General features: G+C 65.7%; 15 protein-coding genes and 2 pseudogenes. 14 read left to right on the forward strand and 3 right to left on the reverse strand.

Annotated elements, in window-relative coordinates:
- Window positions 1-7 precede the first annotated feature (7 nt).
- Window positions 8-1,156 (reverse strand): sn-glycerol-3-phosphate ABC transporter ATP-binding protein UgpC, encoded by a 1,149-nt coding sequence (gene ugpC, locus HWX25_RS23380; RefSeq protein WP_175910778.1) that lies wholly within the window; start codon window positions 1,154-1,156, stop codon window positions 8-10.
- 190 nt (window positions 1,157-1,346) lie between these two features.
- Between ugpC and HWX25_RS23385 the strand changes: the two genes are divergently transcribed.
- Window positions 1,347-2,381, forward strand: a complete 1,035-nt coding sequence (locus HWX25_RS23385; RefSeq protein ID WP_059818491.1) for a LacI family DNA-binding transcriptional regulator — start codon at window positions 1,347-1,349, stop codon at window positions 2,379-2,381.
- 115 nt (window positions 2,382-2,496) lie between these two features.
- Here the strand turns inward: HWX25_RS23385 and HWX25_RS23390 are convergent, their stop codons facing one another.
- Complete coding sequence (locus HWX25_RS23390; protein WP_175910780.1) at window positions 2,497-3,138, reverse strand: GntR family transcriptional regulator; 642 nt, start codon at window positions 3,136-3,138, stop codon at window positions 2,497-2,499.
- A 94-nt stretch (window positions 3,139-3,232) separates the two neighbouring features.
- Between HWX25_RS23390 and HWX25_RS23395 the strand changes: the two genes are divergently transcribed.
- The 4 genes and pseudogenes from HWX25_RS23395 to HWX25_RS23410 all read left to right on the forward strand — a co-directional run bounded on the left by HWX25_RS23395 (window position 3,233) and on the right by HWX25_RS23410 (window position 5,850).
- Entirely contained in the window at window positions 3,233-3,709 is a 477-nt protein-coding gene (locus HWX25_RS23395) for an OsmC family protein (protein WP_175910782.1), read from the forward strand.
- Window positions 3,706-4,026 (forward strand): annotated as a pseudogene (locus HWX25_RS23400) (glutathione S-transferase N-terminal domain-containing protein); the annotation flags it as partial. The gene HWX25_RS23395 and the pseudogene HWX25_RS23400, both read left to right, overlap by 4 nt.
- Window positions 4,025-4,318, forward strand: a pseudogene (locus tag HWX25_RS33505) (recombinase family protein); the annotation flags it as partial. The pseudogenes HWX25_RS23400 and HWX25_RS33505, both read left to right, overlap by 2 nt.
- A 341-nt stretch (window positions 4,319-4,659) precedes the next feature.
- Window positions 4,660-5,850 carry a DUF6402 family protein gene (locus HWX25_RS23410; RefSeq protein WP_175910784.1) on the forward strand — a complete coding sequence of 397 codons (1,191 nt, stop codon included), beginning with the start codon at window positions 4,660-4,662 and terminating at the stop codon, window positions 5,848-5,850.
- Between the two features lie 1,168 nt (window positions 5,851-7,018).
- Here HWX25_RS23410 and HWX25_RS23415 read toward each other — a convergent pair.
- Window positions 7,019-7,969 (reverse strand): LysR family transcriptional regulator, encoded by a 951-nt coding sequence (locus HWX25_RS23415; protein WP_175910787.1) that lies wholly within the window; start codon window positions 7,967-7,969, stop codon window positions 7,019-7,021.
- Window positions 7,970-8,083: 114 nt separating this feature from the next.
- Between HWX25_RS23415 and HWX25_RS23420 the strand changes: the two genes are divergently transcribed.
- The 9 genes from HWX25_RS23420 (at window position 8,084) to HWX25_RS23460 (ending at window position 18,200) form a co-directional block, all read left to right on the forward strand.
- Entirely contained in the window at window positions 8,084-9,835 is a 1,752-nt protein-coding gene (locus tag HWX25_RS23420; RefSeq protein ID WP_059528963.1) for an IlvD/Edd family dehydratase, read from the forward strand.
- A gap of 101 nt (window positions 9,836-9,936) precedes the next feature.
- Window positions 9,937-10,866: a dihydrodipicolinate synthase family protein gene (locus tag HWX25_RS23425; RefSeq protein ID WP_059528961.1), complete on the forward strand. Its 930-nt coding sequence runs from the start codon at window positions 9,937-9,939 to the stop codon at window positions 10,864-10,866.
- A 24-nt stretch (window positions 10,867-10,890) separates the two neighbouring features.
- Window positions 10,891-11,820, forward strand: coding sequence for a Gfo/Idh/MocA family oxidoreductase (locus HWX25_RS23430; RefSeq protein ID WP_059689236.1), 930 nt, complete (start codon window positions 10,891-10,893; stop codon window positions 11,818-11,820).
- Window positions 11,821-11,901: 81 nt separating this feature from the next.
- Window positions 11,902-12,906, forward strand: a complete 1,005-nt coding sequence (locus HWX25_RS23435; RefSeq protein WP_059689237.1) for an arabinose ABC transporter substrate-binding protein — start codon at window positions 11,902-11,904, stop codon at window positions 12,904-12,906.
- Window positions 12,907-12,926: 20 nt separating this feature from the next.
- Window positions 12,927-14,468, forward strand: coding sequence for an L-arabinose ABC transporter ATP-binding protein AraG (gene araG, locus HWX25_RS23440; RefSeq protein ID WP_175910834.1), 1,542 nt, complete (start codon window positions 12,927-12,929; stop codon window positions 14,466-14,468).
- Window positions 14,469-14,493: 25 nt separating this feature from the next.
- Window positions 14,494-15,513: an L-arabinose ABC transporter permease AraH gene (gene araH / locus HWX25_RS23445; RefSeq protein WP_044847378.1), complete on the forward strand. Its 1,020-nt coding sequence runs from the start codon at window positions 14,494-14,496 to the stop codon at window positions 15,511-15,513.
- Between the two features lie 51 nt (window positions 15,514-15,564).
- Window positions 15,565-16,464, forward strand: coding sequence for an SMP-30/gluconolactonase/LRE family protein (locus HWX25_RS23450; protein WP_175910789.1), 900 nt, complete (start codon window positions 15,565-15,567; stop codon window positions 16,462-16,464).
- Between the two features lie 171 nt (window positions 16,465-16,635).
- Window positions 16,636-17,139 carry a MarR family winged helix-turn-helix transcriptional regulator gene (locus HWX25_RS23455; RefSeq protein ID WP_175910791.1) on the forward strand — a complete coding sequence of 168 codons (504 nt, stop codon included), beginning with the start codon at window positions 16,636-16,638 and terminating at the stop codon, window positions 17,137-17,139.
- Between the two features lie 230 nt (window positions 17,140-17,369).
- The gene (locus tag HWX25_RS23460) at window positions 17,370-18,200 is read left to right on the forward strand and encodes a p-hydroxycinnamoyl CoA hydratase/lyase (protein ID WP_059448873.1); all 831 of its coding nucleotides are present in this window, start codon (window positions 17,370-17,372) and stop codon (window positions 18,198-18,200) included.
- Window positions 18,201-18,242 lie beyond the last annotated feature (42 nt).

Below are 18,242 nucleotides of genomic sequence, written 5' to 3' on the forward strand. Positions count from 1 at the left end.
CCGATCCTTATGCGTAATGGTGGACGGGAAGGTCGGCGCACGCGGGCAGCGCGCGGCCGTCTTCGGTGAAGAGGTGGCAGGCCGCGGCCGGCGCATGCGCGTGCACGCGCTCGCCGCGACGCAACGGCGCATCGCCGGGCACTTTCGCGATCAGCGGCGTGCCGCCTGGCTGGTCGAGATGCACGTAGGTCTGCTCGCCGAGGCGCTCGACGAGCACGACGTCGCGCGCGAGCGTGGTTGCGTCGTGCGCGGCGCCGAGCGTCAGGTGTTCGGGGCGGATGCCGAGCGTGACGGCCGCGCCGACCGCGAGCACGGAACCGTCGCGCGGCAGCGTGAAGGTTTCGCCGGACGGCACGACGGTGACGATCGTGCGCTGCGCGTCGCAGGCGACGACGATGGCCGGCAGGAAGTTCATTCGCGGCGAGCCGATGAAGCCGGCGACGAAGCGGCTGGCCGGATGGTGATAGAGGTCGAGCGGCGCACCGACCTGCGCGATGCTGCCGTGCCGCGCGGTGTCCGCGCCGGCGTGCAGCAGCACGATCTTGTCGGCGAGCGTCATCGCCTCGGTCTGGTCGTGCGTCACGTAGACGACGCTCGCGCGTTCGAACTGCCGGTGCAGCTTCGCGATCTCAATGCGCGTCTGGCCGCGCAAGGCCGCGTCGAGGTTCGACAGCGGTTCGTCGAACAGAAACACGCCGGGCTCGCGCACGATCGCGCGACCGATCGCGACGCGCTGCCGCTGGCCGCCCGACAGCGCCTTCGGCTTGCGCTCGAGCAGCGTGTCGAGCTGCAGGATCCGCGCGGCGTCGCGCACCTTCCGGTCGATCTCGGCCTTCGGCACGCGCGCGAGCTTCAGCCCGAACGCCATGTTCTCGTAGACCGTCATTTGCGGAAACAGCGCGTAGCTCTGGAACACCATCGCGACGCCGCGTTCGGCGGCCGGCACGTCGTCGACGCGGCGGCCGTCGATCGAGAGCTCGCCGTCGCTCAGGTCCTCGAGGCCCGCGATCATCCGCAGCAGGGTCGACTTGCCGCAGCCGGACGGACCGAGGAATACGCAGAACTCGTGCGCGCCGATCTCCAGATCGACGTCGCGAATGACCGGCGCGTGCTCGCCGTAGGCTTTCTGCACGCGCCGCATCGAGATGCTCGCCATTGTCTCCGCTCCATGTTCTAATGCGCTCTCATCGATGCTTAAGCGCTTAACCATCGTGATCAAAAAAAGCGCCGATAGCGATCGTGGCCGAGCCGTGCCCGTTGATCGGGCGGCAGGGTGTGCGGCGATAGTGCGCCGCTTCGGTGAGCGAAGCAAATACTGGATCGGCATCTCATATAGTGGACACATCATGGCGACACTCGATGAAGTGGCCCGCCGCGCCGGCGTGACGGCCGCGACGGTCTCGAACGTGCTGCGCAACCGCGGCCGGGTCGGCGAAGCCACGCGGGCGCGGGTGCTCGACGCCGTGCAGGCGCTCGGCTACCGGCCGCATCTGGCCGCGCGGGCGCTGGCGGAAGGGCGCGCGCCGACGGTCGCGCTGATGGTGTCGAGCATCGCCAACCCGTTTTATCCGGAATTCGCGCTCGCGGTCGAACGCGCGGTGCGCCGCAACGGGCAATTCCTGATCGTCTGCAATACCAACGAAGATCCGTTGCAGGGGCGCGCGTATCTCGACCAGATCGCCGGCACGATTTCCGAAGGCATTCTCGTGACCAACGCGAACCTGCATTTGCCGGATCTCGTCGACGTCGCGCGGCGCGGCGTGCCGGTCGTGCTGTGCCTGTGGGAGCGGCCCGATGCGCCGCCCGAAGGGTTGCCGTGCGTGGCCGTGGATTTCCGCGAGGCGGGGCGGATCGCGACGCGGCATCTGCTCGAGCTCGGGCATCGGACGATCGGCGTGATCGTCGGCGGCTCGGCGAGCGGCGTGCAGGCGGCGCGCTACGACGGCTTCGTCGACGTGATGCGCGAAGCCGGGCTCGACGCGTCGATCGTCGCGGCCGAACCCGATTCGATCGAAGGCGGCGTGCGCGCGGCGGGATGGCTGCTCGACGCGCATCCGGAGCTGACCGCGCTGGTCGCGACCAACGACCTGCCCGCGATCGGCGCGCTGCACGCCGCGGCCGATCGCGGCCGGCGCGTGCCCGACGATCTGTCGATCGTCGGTATCACCGATATTCATCTGGCCAGCGATACGCGTCCCACGCTGACGACCGTTGCGATCCCGACCGCCGAGGCCGCGGGGCTCGCGGTCGAACTGCTCAACGCATTGCGCGAGGCGGGCGGGCACATCGACGATGCATCGCGCGTGCGGACGGCGCCGGTGCCGCGATTGGTGGTGAGGGGTACGACGGGCGCGGCGCCGGGACGGCGCACGAAGGCGTAGACGTCGACGGGGGCGCGAGTTTTTCCGGTACCGGGCGCGGCTTGGAAGCTGCACATGGGGCGAGCCGTGAACCGGTGGACGCAATGACGAGGCCGGGCCGGATCGCCCGCCGGCGTCACCCGCCTTCGACGAGCCGCATCACGATGCGCCGGGCCGAATCGAGATGCGCGACTGTCATCGCGCGCGCGCCACGTGCATTGCGTTCTCGGCATGCTTGCAGGATGTCTTCGTGCTCGACCTGGAACGACGGCGTATCCGCGAGCAACGTGGCTTGCAGCCGCTCGTAGCGCTCGACCTGGCTGCGCAGTTCCGCGATCGCCTTCAACTGCCGCGCGTTGCCGCAGCACGAATACAGCAACGCATGGAATTCGCGATTCAGTTCGCCTTGCCGGCGCGGCGCGTTCGATTCGCCGAGCAGCCGGTGCACGAGTTCGGCACGCGCGAGCGTTTCGTCGTCGAGCCGCTTCACGCTGCGGTAGATCGCATCGCCTTCGAGCAGCGCGCGCATGTCGTAGATTTCCTGCACGTCGGACGCGCTCAGCATCCGCACGACCGCGCCGCGATTGCGGAAGATGTCCAGCAAGCCTTCGCGCTCCAGACGCTGGATCGCTTCGCGCATCGGAATCCGGCTGATTCCGAAGCGCTCGGCGAGGTCGCGCTCGACGAGCCGCTCACCTGCCTGCAACTCGCCGTTGATGATCATCTCCCGCAACGATGCGGCCACGGCGTCCGCCGTGGAATCGGGTCTGGCTTCCATGCTTCCGGGTTCCTCATTTTGGAATAATGGTATACCAAACGACATTCCGGTGCCACAATGGCGGCTTCACGTTCCGACAGCAGAGGAGAGCGAGATGGCGCATGGCGAACACAAGTACCGCGTGGCAGTGGAGTGGACCGGCAACCGGGGAACCGGTACGTCGGGGTATCGCGAATACGGCCGCGATCATGTGATCCGCGCGGGTTCGAAGCCGGACATTCCGGGCTCGTCGGATCCGGCGTTCCGCGGCGACGCGGCGCGCTGGAATCCGGAAGACCTGCTGCTGGCGTCGGTATCGGCGTGCCACAAGCTCTGGTATCTGCATTTGTGTTCCGATGCGGGCATCCGCGTGCTCGCGTATGTCGACGACGCCGAAGCGACGATGCTCGACAGCCCCGAGCCGGGCAGCTTCACCGAAATCGTGCTGCACCCGCGTGTGACGATCCTCGCGGGCGACGATCGCGAGTTGGCCGAGCGGCTGCATCATGACGCGCATGCGAAGTGCTATGTGGCGAATTCGGTGAATTTCCCGATCCGGTGCGAACCGGTGATCGAGTTCGCTGCCGCCTGACGCACGCCGGGGAGAAGTCGTTGAGGCTTTTCTACTATCCATGCAACACGAGCATGGCGCCTCATTTCGTGCTGGAAGAAATCGGCAAGCCGTTCGAGCTGGCGCTCGTCGCCCGCACGCGCGACCAGCACAAGTCGCCCGAGTACCTCGCGCTGAATCCGAACGAGCTAATTCCGGTGCTGGTCGACGGCGACCTCGTGCTGTACGAGACCGACGCGATTTGCCTGCATCTGGCCGATACGCATCCGGCGCGACGGCTTGCGCCGGCGCTCGGTGCGCCCGAGCGCGCGCGCTTCTATACGTGGCTCATGTGGCTCGGGAAGCGTGGTGGCAATGGAACGCAAGGGCTTCGCTCGATTGGTGGATCGTATGGAATCGGGCGACGTGTTGATCGTAACGAAGCTGGATCGTTTGGGCCGTAATGCTATGGATGTGCGAGCAGCGGTCGAAAAGCTGGACGGTATGGGTGTGCGTGTCCATTGACTTGCTTTGGGCGGCGTAGATTTGACCAGCGCTGCGGGCAAGGTGACGATGGGCGTGTTGGGTGCCGTGGCGGAATTCGGGCGCGACCTGTTGATCGAGCGCGCGCAAGCGGGGTTGAAGCGTGCAGTTGGTGCCCGCGCCATGCTTGTGCAGATGGTTAAGAACGTGGTGGAACAGTGCGCGATTCGGAGGGGCCAGTGCACGTTACCCACTGGTGTGACTTCTGGCTGTCGAGAGCGGACTTTTTTTGTTGGAAAAGCCGGGGCTGACAATTAAATAAAGACCGATTATTTCAAAAGTCGGTTGTGTGTGGAAATAAAAACAATAGTCAGGTGGCATTGAGAGTGAGAGGTATTCTGTACGCAAATGTGCTGAAGTGAGGTGAAGGTATTCGGCTTGCAAGAACAGCAGCCCGCGAGTGAAACTCAAACCTAACCTAGCCCCTTCGCTGGATTTTTGGAGAGCACATGTCAGAGTTACTGTCCTACTACGAAATCAACAAAATGCTTTGGCGATGGCGAAAACGGGACGGCGCGCGCATCGTGCATAAGGCCAAGCTCTCGATGGACATGGCCCCGCGGTTACCCCCAGAGCCGCCCAAACCACCGGCACCCAAACCGGATCCGGCACCCAAGCGGGATTCGTTGGACAAGATGGTCGACGACTTCGAAAGGATTGGTAACGCTTTTTCGCGATTCAAGAAATGGCTGGATACCCCCGATCCGCCAAAGCAGCCCAAGCCTTTGCCCCCGGTCCAGGTCAAACCGACCGTTCCACCCTTCGACATTCAGGAGATTCCTGCGGCCATGCGCGGGGAAATGATGCCGATCGGGGCAAAACTCATGGAGCGATGGTTTGCGGGTAGGCTCAATTATTCAACCGATTCGAATAATCAAAGATTTGCGATCGACCAGAACGGGAAACCCTATGCTGATGACATGTATGACTACTCAATCGTTAAGCTGGACTGGGTTTTGAAGCATCGGAGAGCGAAAGAAAAGTACGATCAGTTGATTGAAATCGGAATTTATTCAGAAAGAGCGCGCGGGAAATTAAGGGGTGAATTGTCTGCGTACTACGGCCGCTATACTTTCTTTGCAACATCTGAAGTATTTAAAGATGATATTCGATTGTTGCACAAACTGTTCCAATTTCAATTCGCATCTGTCGACGGAGCCCTGGGAGATAAGCTAAAATCGTTTATTCGCTTCAGCGAAGAAAACAAAGGCGTTCCGGACGATTTGTTTGCTGCGTTAGGGAGTTTCAACCTATATGCGGCAGTTGCGCAAGCAAACTTCTACATTGACGAGTATAGTCGGAGTCGATGTGTCGAAGTAAATGCCATTTGGGTCTATGTAAGAGATGGTTATACCTTTGAGGATAAGGATGGGGACCCATCGCAGTACTTGGGCCACTGGGGTGAAAACGGAATCATTGTAGTCCCGTACGCTTTCGTTGGCTCGTTATCTTCTCGCGTCCCATATCTCGATTATCCCGTCGCCCTCGGAGACACAAGGAAAAAAGGCAGTCTTTACTATCCGGTCCACAACAGCGACTTCAGGGCATGGCAGAAAAAGCATGGGCGAGGTGGGGACTTCATTCTGTTTTCAGAAAAGAAATTTATTCGCCTGGATAAACCAATTCGTGTCTTCCTATGAAACCGAGCAAAGCAATATTATTTGTCGCCGTAGGCGTATGGGCATGTTGCATGTGGGGGTTTGATAGAAGTCCGATTGGGAAATACTGCAAAAAATCAATTTCCCCGGATAATAAATACTATGCCACATTGTGCGACTCAACCTATGAGCGGTTTAGCAAGCAACCGTTTAACATTGTCGACTATGCATTTGTCGCCAGACTTTACGACAACAAAACCGGCAAAATTTTGGCAATAACAACTTTTGACTCACCGGTTCCGGATTTATTCTGGGGGAGGGATTGCGTGCAGTTTCAAAGGGGAGGTGAGGACGGAGATGGGTCGTATTTCAATTTACCGCCATCCCTGATGGATAGAATTTTAGCGAACCGCCCTCGGCTTGTCCCACTTAATCAAACCCAGTTCAAAAGCCATTGATATACCCGCCTCCATGTGACTTTTTCCCACGGGCCGGCGAGCTTCGCTTGCCCAATGCGACGTACATCACTCCAGCTACCTTAGCAGGCTGCTGACGGCCTCAGAATCCCCGCGACGAACTCACAAGCCAAAGCCTCAGAGGCCCGATTCCTGAAGATTCAGAAGGGGGCGCGTTGTCATTCAGTCGGTGGGCGTTTGACTTCATGCGCGACGAGTGGAAAGCGCTTGGTCTGCGCCACTATGAGGATGAGTTGGAGAGGGTAGACGAGTTGGGTGAAGCAGGATTCGACCGCCTGTATCAGACGGCCATAGCGCGGCTGGGTGTGTGTCGTGAGCCTTCCGAGCACGATGGACCTTGGGCGGTGTTCAGTATGCAGGAGGGGTGTGGGTAGCAGGGTTTGGAGCGCCGCCCGTGCGCAATCGCGGGCGGCATTGGTTCAGGCGTGGGGGCCGCCGGTTCAGAACGTCGTCAGGACGGCTCTGTCAGCGTAGATCGTAGTGCAGGCTAAAAAGGCGGAGCCGGAATTTCTACACTGAGCGCGACGCTTCAGGCATGCGGCAGCTAGCTAAGGGGTTGTTGCGTCAACGATGAGACCAGGGGGCCGCGCGGCCCCTTTTCTTTTTCTGGAATCAGTACGCGCAGACACGCAATGCATAGACCGTTAACGATAAAGGAAAAATGCATGCCTTCACCGTACTCGCAAGGAGCCCTTCAACGGGCACGCGGCCCACGCGAACCAGAGGCCTCCGCGTTACACCCCGACCCCGTAAACCTCCCTCGCCGCCGCCCGAATCGCGTCCGCCATCACCTCGACAGCCGGCGAATGCAGCCGGTCGGTGCGCGTGATGATCCCGAAATCGTCCATCCGGCAATCCATCTCCAGCGGCAGCACCGAGACGATCCCGTGCCGCGCGTAGTACAGCGCGACATCTTCCGCGAGCACCGCGATCATGTCGCTCTGCTCGATCAGCTGCGTGATGAACAGCAGCGCGGCCGTCTCGACTACGTTCGCGGGCGGTGCCAGGCTCGCGCGCTGGAACACGAGCTCGAAGCGGTGGCGCAGCACGCTGCCGGCCGGCGGCATCACCCATGCGGCGCGCTGCACGTCGGCGAGCGACAGCGGCGCCTGCGCGAGCAGCGGATGGCCGGGCCGCACGACCGCGGCGACCGGCTCGCCGGTCAGCGGCTCGTAGCGCAGGTGCAGCTTGTCGTGTTCGGCGGACAGCCGGCCCAGCACGATGTCGAGCCTGTCCTGCGCGAGGTGTTCGAGCAGCGCGTTGCTCGTGTCGATCGCGACGGACACGCGCACGTTCGCATGTGTGCCCTTCACCGCGGCGACGGCCGGCGGCACGAGCCGCAGCCCCGGCGATGTGATCGCGCCCACCGCCACGTGCCCGAGATGGCCGGCCTTCAGCGCGGCCAGTTCCTCGCGCGCCTGGTCGAGGCTGCCGAGCGCCGCGCGCGCGTGCCGGATCAGCACGTCGCCATACAGCGTCGGCCGCATCCCGCGCGGCAGCCGCTCGAACAGCACCGCGCCGATCGATTCCTCGAGCTCGCGCAGCAGCTTCGACGCGGCCGGCTGCGTCATGTTCAGCGCGGCCGCCGCGCGGTGAATGCTGCCTTCGTCGGCGAGCGCGACGAGCAGCAGGAGCTGGCGGGTCTTCAGGCGGTTGCGGTTTCCCCACGGGCTGGCTTCTTGCATCGTACGGGTTTATATCGATATCGGATTCGATATCGTAATCGCCTAAAACGTCATTAGCCAGTTATCAAAATTCTGCCTAGACTGCGCCGGTATCCCGTCACCACAGGACTGACGATGTCGGCAACAAAACCCAGGCTGCGCTCCACCCAATGGTTCGGCACGAACGACAAGAACGGCTTCATGTACCGGAGCTGGATGAAGAACCAGGGCATCCCCGATCACGAGTTCGATGGTCGGCCGATCATCGGCATCTGCAACACGTGGTCCGAACTGACGCCGTGCAACGCGCACTTCCGCAAGCTCGCCGAGCACGTGAAGCGCGGGATCTCGGAAGCCGGCGGCTTCCCGGTCGAGTTCCCGGTGTTCTCGAACGGCGAATCAAACCTGCGGCCGTCGGCGATGCTCACGCGCAACCTCGCGTCGATGGACGTCGAGGAAGCGATCCGCGGCAACCCGATCGACGCGGTCGTGCTGCTCGCCGGCTGCGACAAGACGACCCCGGCGCTGCTGATGGGCGCGGCGAGCTGCGACGTGCCGGCGATCGTCGTGTCGGGCGGGCCGATGCTGAACGGCAAGCTCGAAGGCAAGAACATCGGCTCGGGCACGGCCGTGTGGCAGTTGCATGAATCGCTGAAGGCGGGCGAGATCGACCTGCACCACTTCCTGTCGGCCGAGGCCGGCATGTCGCGCTCGGCCGGCACCTGCAACACGATGGGCACTGCGTCGACGATGGCGTGCATGGCCGAGGCGCTCGGCGTCGCGCTGCCGCACAACGCCGCGATTCCGGCCGTCGATTCGCGCCGCTACGTGCTCGCGCACATGTCCGGCATCCGCATCGTCGAGATGGCGCTCGAAGGGCTCGTGCTGTCGAAGGTCCTGACGCGCGCCGCGTTCGAGAACGCGATCCGCGCGAATGCGGCGATCGGCGGCTCGACCAACGCGGTCATCCACCTGAAGGCGATCGCGGGCCGCATCGGCGTGCCGCTCGAACTGGAGGACTGGATGCGCATCGGCCGCGACACGCCGACGATCGTCGACCTGATGCCGTCCGGGCGCTTCCTGATGGAGGAGTTCTATTACGCAGGCGGGCTGCCGGCCGTGCTGCGCCGGCTCGGCGAAGGCGGGCTGCTGCCGCACCCGGACGCGCTGACGGTCAACGGCAAGTCGCTGTGGGACAACGTGCGCGAAGCGCCGAACTACGACGACGAGGTGATCCGCCCGCTCGACCGGCCGCTGATCGCGGACGGCGGCATCTGCATCCTGCGCGGCAATCTCGCGCCGCGCGGCGCGGTGCTGAAGCCGTCGGCGGCGAGCCCCGAGCTGCTGAAGCATCGCGGCCGCGCGGTGGTGTTCGAGAATCTCGATCACTACAAGGCGACGATCAACGACGAAGCGCTCGACGTCGATGCCAGCTCGGTGCTGGTGCTGAAGAACTGCGGGCCGCGCGGGTATCCGGGGATGGCCGAGGTCGGCAACATGGGGCTGCCGCCGAAGCTGCTGCGCCAGGGCGTCAAGGACATGGTGCGGATCTCGGATGCACGGATGAGCGGCACGGCATACGGCACGGTGGTGCTGCACGTCGCGCCGGAAGCCGCCGCGGGCGGGCCGCTGGCCGCCGTGCGCAACGGCGACTGGATCGAACTCGACTGCGACGCCGGCACGCTGCATTTGGACATTACGGATGACGAACTGCAGCGCCGCCTGTCGGACGTCGATCCGACCGCGGCGCCCGGCGTGGCCGGCCAGCTCGGCAAGGGCGGCTACGCGCGGCTGTACATCGATCACGTGCTGCAGGCCGACGAGGGGTGCGACCTCGACTTCCTGGTCGGCATGCGCGGTGCCGACGTGCCGAGTCATTCGCATTGAGCGGCAGGCGGGCGCGGGCGATGGCCCGCGCGACGCGAAGTGGCGATATGAAACCGTGAACGCTTGATGGCCTCGCCTCGAGGCCGACGCAGGACCGAACCATGACATCGAGCAGCACGCCGCGTTATCGCGGCATCTTCCCCGTCGTCCCGACGACGTTTTCCGACACCGGCGAGCTCGACCTCGCGAGCCAGAAGCGCGCGGTCGACTTCATGATCGACGCGGGCTCCGACGGCCTGTGCATCCTCGCGAACTTCTCCGAGCAATTCGCGATCACCGACGACGAACGCGACGTGCTCACGCGCACGATCCTCGAACACGTCGCCGGCCGCGTGCCGGTGATCGTCACGACGTCGCACTACGGCACGCAGGTGTGCGCCGCGCGCAGCCTGCGCGCGCAGCAGCTCGGCGCGTCGATGGTGATGGCGATGCCGCCGTATCACGGCGCGACGTTCCGCGTGCCCGAAGCGCAGATCTTCGACTTCTTCGCGCGTGTGTCGGATGCGATCGACATCCCGATCATGATCCAGGACGCGCCGGCGAGCGGCACCGCGTTGTCCGCGCCGTTCCTTGCGCGGATGGCGCGCGAGATCGAGCAGGTCGCGTACTTCAAGATCGAGACGCCCGGCGCGGCGAACAAGCTGCGCGAGCTGATCCGGCTCGGCGGCGACGCGATCGAAGGGCCGTGGGACGGCGAGGAAGCGATCACGCTGCTCGCCGACCTGCATGCCGGCGCGACCGGCGCGATGACGGGCGGCGGGTTTCCGGACGGCATCCGGCCGATCCTCGAAGCCTTCCGCGAAGGGCGGCACGACGATGCGTTCGCGCGCTATCAGGCGTGGCTGCCGCTGATCAATCACGAGAACCGCCAGTCCGGGATCCTCACCGCGAAGGCGCTGATGCGTGAAGGCGGCGTGATCGCGTGCGAGCGGCCGCGGCATCCGATGCCGGAACTGCATCCGGACACGCGCGCGGAGCTGATCGCGATCGCGCGCCGGCTCGATCCGCTCGTGCTGCGCTGGGCGCACTGAGCAAGTGGCGAAGGAGGAATGCAGATGAGCAACGTGATTTCGCTGGGCGTGATCGGGATCGGCAAGATCGCGCGCGACCAGCACCTGCCGGCGATCGCCGCCGAACCGGGTTTCGTGCTGACCGCGTGCGCGAGCCGTCACGCGGAAGTCAGCGGCGTGCGCAATTATCAGGACCTGCGCGCGCTGCTGGCCGCCGAGCCCGAACTCGACGCGGTCTCGCTGTGCGCGCCGCCGCAGGTGCGCTACGCGCAGGCGCGCGCCGCGCTCGAAGCCGGCAAGCACGTGATGCTCGAGAAGCCGCCGGGCGCGACGCTCGGCGAAGTGGCCGCGCTCGACGCGCTCGCGCGCGAACGCGGCCTCACGCTGTTCGCGACCTGGCATTCGCGCTGCGCGAGCGCGGTGGAACCGGCGCGCGCGTGGCTCGCGACGCGCACGATCCGCGCGGTGCAGGTGCGCTGGAAGGAAGACGTGCGGCGCTGGCATCCGGGCCAGCAGTGGATCTGGGAACCCGGCGGCCTCGGCGTGTTCGATCCCGGCATCAACGCGTTGTCGATCGTCACGCGGATCCTGCCGCGCGAACTCGTGTTGCGCGAGGCGACGCTCTACGTGCCGAGCGACGCGCAGATGCCGATCGCGGCCGAACTCGATTGCGCCGATACGGAAGGCGTGCCCGTGCGCGCGGAATTCGACTGGCGGCACGGCCCCGTCGAGCAATGGGAGATCGCGGTCGACACGTCGGACGGCGTACTCGCGATCAGCCGCGGCGGTGCACAATTGTCGATCGGCGGCGAGCCGGTCGAGATCGGGCCGCAGCGCGAGTATCCGGCGCTGTATGCGCAGTTCCGCGCGCTGATCGCGCGCGGCGAAAGCGACGTCGACGTGCGGCCGTTGCGGCTCGTCGCCGATGCGTTTCTGTTCGGGCGGCGCGTCGGGACCGACGCGTTCGGCCGCTGACACCGTGCCGGCGCGCGCCATCGCGAGCGCGACCGCGCACGACGGTAGTTGAAGACCCAAGCCAATACAAGGAGACACCGCATGAACCGCACGATTCGCCGACATACCCTCCGCGCGCTGCTGGCCGCGCTTTGCATTGCGCCGCTCGGGATGCACGGCGCGGCGCACGCCGACGCGCCGCTGAAGATCGGCTTCCTGGTGAAGATGCCCGAGCAGGCATGGTTCATCAACGAGCAGAACGCGGCGTCCGCGCTGGGCCAGAAGGAAAACTTCTCGGTCGTGAAGATCGGCACGCCGGACGGCGAGAAGGTGCTGGCCGCGATCGACAACCTCAACTCGCAAGGCGCGCAGGGCTTCGTGATCTGCGCGCCCGACGTGCGCCTCGGGCCGGCGATCGCCGCGCGCGCGAAGCGCTACAACATGAAGTTCGTGACGGTCGACGACCAGCTCGTCGACTCGACCGGCAAGCCGCTCACGAACGTGCCGCACCTCGGGATGTCGGCGACCAAGATCGGCAACCAGGTCGGCCAGGCGATCGCCGACGAGATGAAGCGGCGCGGCTGGAAGCCCGAGGAAGTCGGCGCGCTGCGCATCACCAACTACGAGCTGCCGACGGCGAAGCTGCGCACCGACGGCGCGACGCAGGCGCTGCTCGCGAACGGCTTCCGCAAAGAGAACATCTTCGACGCGCCGCAGAAGACGACCGACGACAGCGGCGGTCTCGAGGCGGCCTTCCCGGTGCTCTCGCGCCATCCGAACGTGAAGAAATGGGTGGTCTTCGCGCTGAACGAGGAAACCGTGCTCGGCGCGGTGCGCGCGACCGAACAGCTGCACATCCCGGCGGCCGACGTGATCGGCGTCGGCATCAACGGCGCGGGCGAGGCGTTCGCCGAATTCCAGAAGAAGGAACCGACCGGCTTCTACGGAACGATCGCGGTCAGCTCGACGAACCACGGCAAGGACAGCACGCAGAACCTCGTCGACTGGATCCGTAACGGCAAGACGCCGCCCGCCGACACGCAGACGAGCGGCAAGCTGATGACGCGCACGAACTGGCAGGCCGTGCGCACCGAGCTCGGCATCTGAGCGTGCGGGGCGACGACGCGATGACGATGCAGACGATGACGGCCGTGTCCGACAACGACGACGCGGCCACGTCCGGCGATGCGCTGCTCGCGCTCGACGGCATCACCGTGACGTTCCCGGGCGTGCGCGCACTCGACGGCGTGTCGCTGTCGGTGCGCGCGGGCGAAGTGCACGGACTGATGGGCGAGAACGGCGCGGGCAAGTCGACGTTGCTGAAGGTGCTGTCCGGCGTGAACCAGCCGCAGGCCGGCACGCTGACGCTGAACGGCACCGTGCAGCGCTTCGCGTCGACGCGCGCCGCGCTCGAGGCCGGCATCGCGATCATCTACCAGGAGCTGCATCTGGTGCCCGAGCTGACGGTCGCGGAGAACCTGATGCTCGGCCAGTTGCCGAGCCGGCTCGGCGTGGTCGACGAACGTGCGCTTGCGGTGCGCGCGCTCGATGCGCTGGAGCGGCTCGGCGAGCATATCGATCCGGACATTCCGGTGAAGTATCTGTCGATCGGTCAGCGCCAGATGATCGAGATCGGCAAGGCGCTGATGCGCGACGCACGCGTGATCGCATTCGACGAACCGACCAGCTCGCTGTCCGCACGCGAGACCACGCAGCTGTTCCGCATCATCCGATCGCTGCGGGCGGAAGGCCGCGCGATCATCTACGTCACGCACCGGATGGAGGAAGTCGACGCGCTGTGCGACCGCGTGACGGTATTCCGCGACGGCCGCCGGATCGAGACGTTCGAATCCGTCGCCGATCTCGACCGGGACCGGCTGATCGGCTGCATGGTCGGCCGCTCGATCGAGGACGTGTACGGCTACCGGCCGCGCACGGCCGGCGACGTGCTGATCGAGGCGAAGGGGCTGACCGGGCCCGGCTTGTCCGAGCCGGTGTCGTTCGCGGCGCGGCGCGGCGAGATCGTCGGCTTCTTCGGGCTCGTCGGCGCGGGGCGTTCGGAGCTGATGAAGCTGCTGTACGGCGCGGCGCGCCCGAGCGGCGGGCACGTCGAGCTGGGCGGCAAGCGCGTCGCGTTCGCGAGCCCGCGCGACGCGGTGCGTGCCGGCATCGCGCTGTGCCCGGAGGACCGCAAGCAGGAAGGCATCGTCGCGATCGCGTCGGTCGCCGACAACCTGAACATCAGCGCGCGCCGCCATTTCAGCCCGGCGCGCGTGCTGCTCGACGCGCGGCGCGAACGCGAACTCGCGCAACGCTACATCGAGCGGCTCGCGATCAAGACCCGCGACGGCGAGACGCCGATCGGCGCGCTGTCGGGCGGCAACCAGCAGAAGGTCGTGCTCGCGCGCTGGCTGGCCGAGCGCATCGACGTGTTCCTGATGGACGAGCCGACGCGCGGCATCGACGTCGGCGCGCGCGCGGAAATCTACAACCTGTTCTACGAGCTCGCGGAAGCGGGCCGCACGGTGATCATCGTGTCGAGCGACCTGGCCGAGGTGATCGGCGTGTCGGACCGCATCGTCGTGATGAAGGAAGGGCGGATCGCGGGCGAGGTCGCGAAGGCGCAGGCGACGCCCGATGCGCTGATCAAGCTCGCGCTGCCGCGCTAGCGCAGTCAACCGGAAAGCAACTGATATGAGCCAGGCAATGCAACCCCAACGTACTTCCCCGTCCCCGGATGCCGCGGCCGCGCCCGCGCGAGCGCGCGGCGGCGTGTGGCAACTGATCAACCGCTCCGGCATCGTGATGGTGTTTCTCGTGCTGTTCGCGACGCTGTCGCTGACCGTGCCGGACTTCCTCACGCCGCGCAACATCCAGGGCCTGCTGCTGTCGGTCACGCTGATCGGATCGATTGCGGTGACCATGATGTTCGTGCTCGCGCTCGGCGAAGTCGACCTGTCGGTCGCGTCGATCGTCGCGTTCTCGGGCGTCGTCGCGTCGACGCTGATCACCGCGACGCACAGCGTCGTGCTCGGCATCGCGGCCGGCGTGCTCGCGGGCGGCGCGGTCGGGCTCGTCAACGGCGTGCTGATCGCGCGCTGGCGGATCAATTCGCTGATCGTCACGCTCGCGATGATGGAAGTCGTGCGCGGGCTCGCGTTCATCACGTCGAACGGCGACGCGGTGATGATCTCCGAGGAGCGCTTCTTCGATCTCGGCGGCGGGTCGTTCCTCGGCATTTCGTATCCGATCTGGAGCAACATCGTCGGCTTCGTCGTGTTCGGTTTCCTCTTGCGCAAGACCGTGTTCGGCAAGAACGTGCTGGCCGTCGGCGGCAACGGCGAGGCCGCGCTGCTCGCGGGGCTGCCGGTGATGCGCATCAAGATCGCGGTGTTCGTGCTGCAGGGGCTCGTGACCGGCTTCGCCGGCGTGATGCTCGCGTCGCGGATGAGCCTCGGCGATCCGAAAACGTCCGTCGGCCTCGAACTCGGCGTGATCTCCGCGTGTGTGCTCGGCGGCGTGTCGCTGACGGGCGGCGTCGCGACGATTTCCGGCGTGCTGGTCGGCGTGCTGATCATGGGTTCCGTGCAGGACGCGATGAGCCTGCTGAACGTGCCGACCTTTTACCAATATCTGATACGCGGCGGAATTCTGTTGCTCGCGGTGCTGTTCGACCAGTATCGTCGCAACCAGCGGCGCGCGATGAAGATCTGACCCTGGCGAACGCGCGTCCGCCCGCGAAGGCGACAGATATCGGGAGACGGCATGCAACAGATTCATCCGGGCGCGGCGGCGCTGCTCGTAGACAGCCGCAACACGCTCGGCGAAGGCGCGACGTGGTGCGACGCGACACACGCGCTGTACTGGACGGACATCGAAGGCGCGCGGCTGTGGCGCTGCCGCGCGGACGGCTCGGACCTCGCGCAGTGGCCGATGCCGGAGCGGCTCGCATGCTTCGCGCTGACGAACGAACCGAATGTGCTGCTGGTCGGGCTCGCGACGCATCTCGCGTTCCTCGATCTGCGCAGCGGCGAATTCACGCGGATCGTCGACGTCGAACCCGATCTGCCGACGCGGCTGAACGACGGCCGCTGCGATCCGTTCGGCGCGTTCGTGTTCGGGATGAAGGACGAAGGCGGCGACCCGCCGCGTGCGGTCGGCGGCTTCTACCGACTCAATCCGGACCTCACGCTCGAACGGCTTGCGTTGCCGGCGGCGGCGATCGCGAACAGCATCGCGTTCTCGCCGGACGGCACGAAGATGACGTTCTGCGATTCGATGGTGCGCGAGATTCTCGTCTGCGATTACCGCGCGGGCGGCGACGTGGCCAACGCGCGGCCGTTCGCGCGACTGACCGATGCGGATGGCGACCCGGACGGCTCGACGATGGATCGCGACGGCGGGCTGTGGAACGCGCAGTGGGGCGGCCGGCGCGTGGTGCGCTACGGGCCGGACGGCATCGAGACGGATCGCGTGACCGTGCCGACCGCGCAGCCGAGCTGCGTGACGCTCGACGGCGAAGGCCGGCTGTACGTGACGAGCGCGCGCGTCGGGTTGAGCGACGACGCGCTGGCGAGCGATGCGCACGCCGGCGGCGTATTCGTCGCCCGGACGCGCTACACTGGGCTGCCGACCGCAAGATTCGCGGGGGCGCCGCGCGGCTGACCGCGCGTCGGATCCCGTTCATGGGATGCGTCCGACGCAGCGAGCCAGGCGATCCGGCGCGCGATCTGCCCCGCATGCACACGCGCACGGAGGCGGTCCGGCTTGCCGGAACACGCCGTTCGCTCCCCGACGTGCTGGTAAGATGGCCCGCAATTCCATCCCGCCCGCACCATGAGTTCTGCACCGACCAAGCCCGCGAATCCGAAAAACGCCGCGAAGAACGCCGCCCGCGCGACGGGCGACAAGTCGAAGGCGCGCGTGCCGCAGCGCCTGACCTACGTGGTCGGCAGTCTCGAACGGCTGCTGCGCCGCCACATGACCGACGCGCTCGCACCGCTCGGCATCACGCTCGCGCAATACACGGCGCTGTCGGTGCTTGAGGCGCGCGGTGCGTCGTCGAACGCGCAACTGGCGGAACGCTCGTTCATCACGCCGCAATCGGCGAACGAGGTGATGAGCGTGATGGCCGCCCGCGGTTTCGTCACGCGCGAAGCCGACCCGTCGCACGGCCGCATCATCCTGCTGACGCTGACCGACGAAGGCGCGGCGATGCTGCGCGAATGCGAAGCCGTGCTGCGTCCGCTCGAGACGCGGATGCTCGGCGACGTCTCCATCGACGACGCCACGCACGTGCAGCGCACGCTCGAACTGTTCGCGCGCAACCTGCGCGGCTGACCCTTTCCCGAGCCTCCATCACGCGGGCCCGAGCGGCCCGCGTTCGCTTTCCCTCCCGCTTGCCGGTCGCCTGACCGTTCCCCGATTCCATCGCTGCCGCCGCTTCCCGCTCCGGGTTTACACCGGCGCTCGTGCCGCTTGCAATATCAGGTAGCCTGATATTAAATGAAGCCGTCCGCAGCAGGAATGCTGCGCACCGAATCGCACAGGAACGAACGACAGGAACAGACATGAGCAAGTACGACAACCGCTGGCAGACCGTTGAAGTGAAGGTGGAGGCCGGCATCGCGTGGGTCACGCTGAACCGCCCCGAGAAGCGCAACGCAATGAGCCCGACGCTGAACCGGGAGATGCTGGAGGTCCTCGACGCGGTCGAATTCGACGACGAGGCGAAGGTGCTGGTGCTGACCGGCGCGGGCGCGGCGTGGACGGCCGGCATGGATCTGAAGGAATATTTCCGCGAGATCGACGGCGGCTCCGACGCGCTGCAGGAAAAGGTGCGGCGCGACGCGTCGGAATGGCAGTGGCGCCGCCTGCGGATGTACAACAAGCCGACGATCGCGATGGTGAACGGCTGGTGCTTCGGCGGTGGTTTCTCGCCGCTCGTCGCGTGCGACCTCGCGATCGCGGCGGACGAAGCGGTATTCGGGCTGTCCGAAATCAACTGGGGCATCCCGCCGGGCAACCTCGTCAGCAAGGCGATGGCGGACACGGTCGGGCATCGCCGCGCGCTGCACTACATCATGACCGGCGACACGTTCACCGGTGTCGAGGCAGCCGAAATGGGCCTCGTGAACAGCAGCGTGCCGCTGGCCGGCCTGCGCGACGCGACGATCGCGCTCGCCGCGCGGCTGATGGACAAGAACCCGGTCGTGCTGCGCGCGGCGAAGCACGGCTTCAAGCGTTCGCGTGAACTCACGTGGGAGCAGTGCGAGGATTACCTGTATGCGAAGCTCGACCAGGCGCAGCTGCGCGATCCGGAGCGCGGCCGCGAGCAGGGGCTGAAGCAGTTCCTCGACGACAAGACGATCAAGCCGGGCCTGCAGGCATACAAGCGCTGATACAAGCGCCGACGCAACCGACAGAGACAGGCAAGGCAGGAG

Origin of the sequence: Burkholderia sp. BCC1640, from assembly GCF_902833125.1 — a bacterium.
In the GTDB taxonomy this organism is placed as follows: domain Bacteria; phylum Pseudomonadota; class Gammaproteobacteria; order Burkholderiales; family Burkholderiaceae; genus Burkholderia; species Burkholderia diffusa.

Excerpts from the sequence above, each read along its gene's own strand:
- ugpC (WP_175910778.1), bottom strand. The coding sequence starts at position 1,156 with ATGGCGAGCATCTCGATGCGGCGCGTGCAGAAAGCCTACGGCGAGCAC.
- HWX25_RS23385 (WP_059818491.1), top strand. The coding sequence starts at position 1,347 with ATGGCGACACTCGATGAAGTGGCCCGCCGCGCCGGCGTGACGGCCGCG.
- HWX25_RS23390 (WP_175910780.1), bottom strand. The coding sequence starts at position 3,138 with ATGGAAGCCAGACCCGATTCCACGGCGGACGCCGTGGCCGCATCGTTG.
- HWX25_RS23395 (WP_175910782.1), top strand. The coding sequence starts at position 3,233 with ATGGCGCATGGCGAACACAAGTACCGCGTGGCAGTGGAGTGGACCGGC.
- HWX25_RS23410 (WP_175910784.1), top strand. The coding sequence starts at position 4,660 with ATGTCAGAGTTACTGTCCTACTACGAAATCAACAAAATGCTTTGGCGA.
- HWX25_RS23415 (WP_175910787.1), bottom strand. The coding sequence starts at position 7,969 with ATGCAAGAAGCCAGCCCGTGGGGAAACCGCAACCGCCTGAAGACCCGC.
- HWX25_RS23420 (WP_059528963.1), top strand. The coding sequence starts at position 8,084 with ATGTCGGCAACAAAACCCAGGCTGCGCTCCACCCAATGGTTCGGCACG.
- HWX25_RS23425 (WP_059528961.1), top strand. The coding sequence starts at position 9,937 with ATGACATCGAGCAGCACGCCGCGTTATCGCGGCATCTTCCCCGTCGTC.
- HWX25_RS23430 (WP_059689236.1), top strand. The coding sequence starts at position 10,891 with ATGAGCAACGTGATTTCGCTGGGCGTGATCGGGATCGGCAAGATCGCG.
- HWX25_RS23435 (WP_059689237.1), top strand. The coding sequence starts at position 11,902 with ATGAACCGCACGATTCGCCGACATACCCTCCGCGCGCTGCTGGCCGCG.
- araG (WP_175910834.1), top strand. The coding sequence starts at position 12,927 with ATGACGATGCAGACGATGACGGCCGTGTCCGACAACGACGACGCGGCC.
- araH (WP_044847378.1), top strand. The coding sequence starts at position 14,494 with ATGAGCCAGGCAATGCAACCCCAACGTACTTCCCCGTCCCCGGATGCC.
- HWX25_RS23450 (WP_175910789.1), top strand. The coding sequence starts at position 15,565 with ATGCAACAGATTCATCCGGGCGCGGCGGCGCTGCTCGTAGACAGCCGC.
- HWX25_RS23455 (WP_175910791.1), top strand. The coding sequence starts at position 16,636 with ATGAGTTCTGCACCGACCAAGCCCGCGAATCCGAAAAACGCCGCGAAG.
- HWX25_RS23460 (WP_059448873.1), top strand. The coding sequence starts at position 17,370 with ATGAGCAAGTACGACAACCGCTGGCAGACCGTTGAAGTGAAGGTGGAG.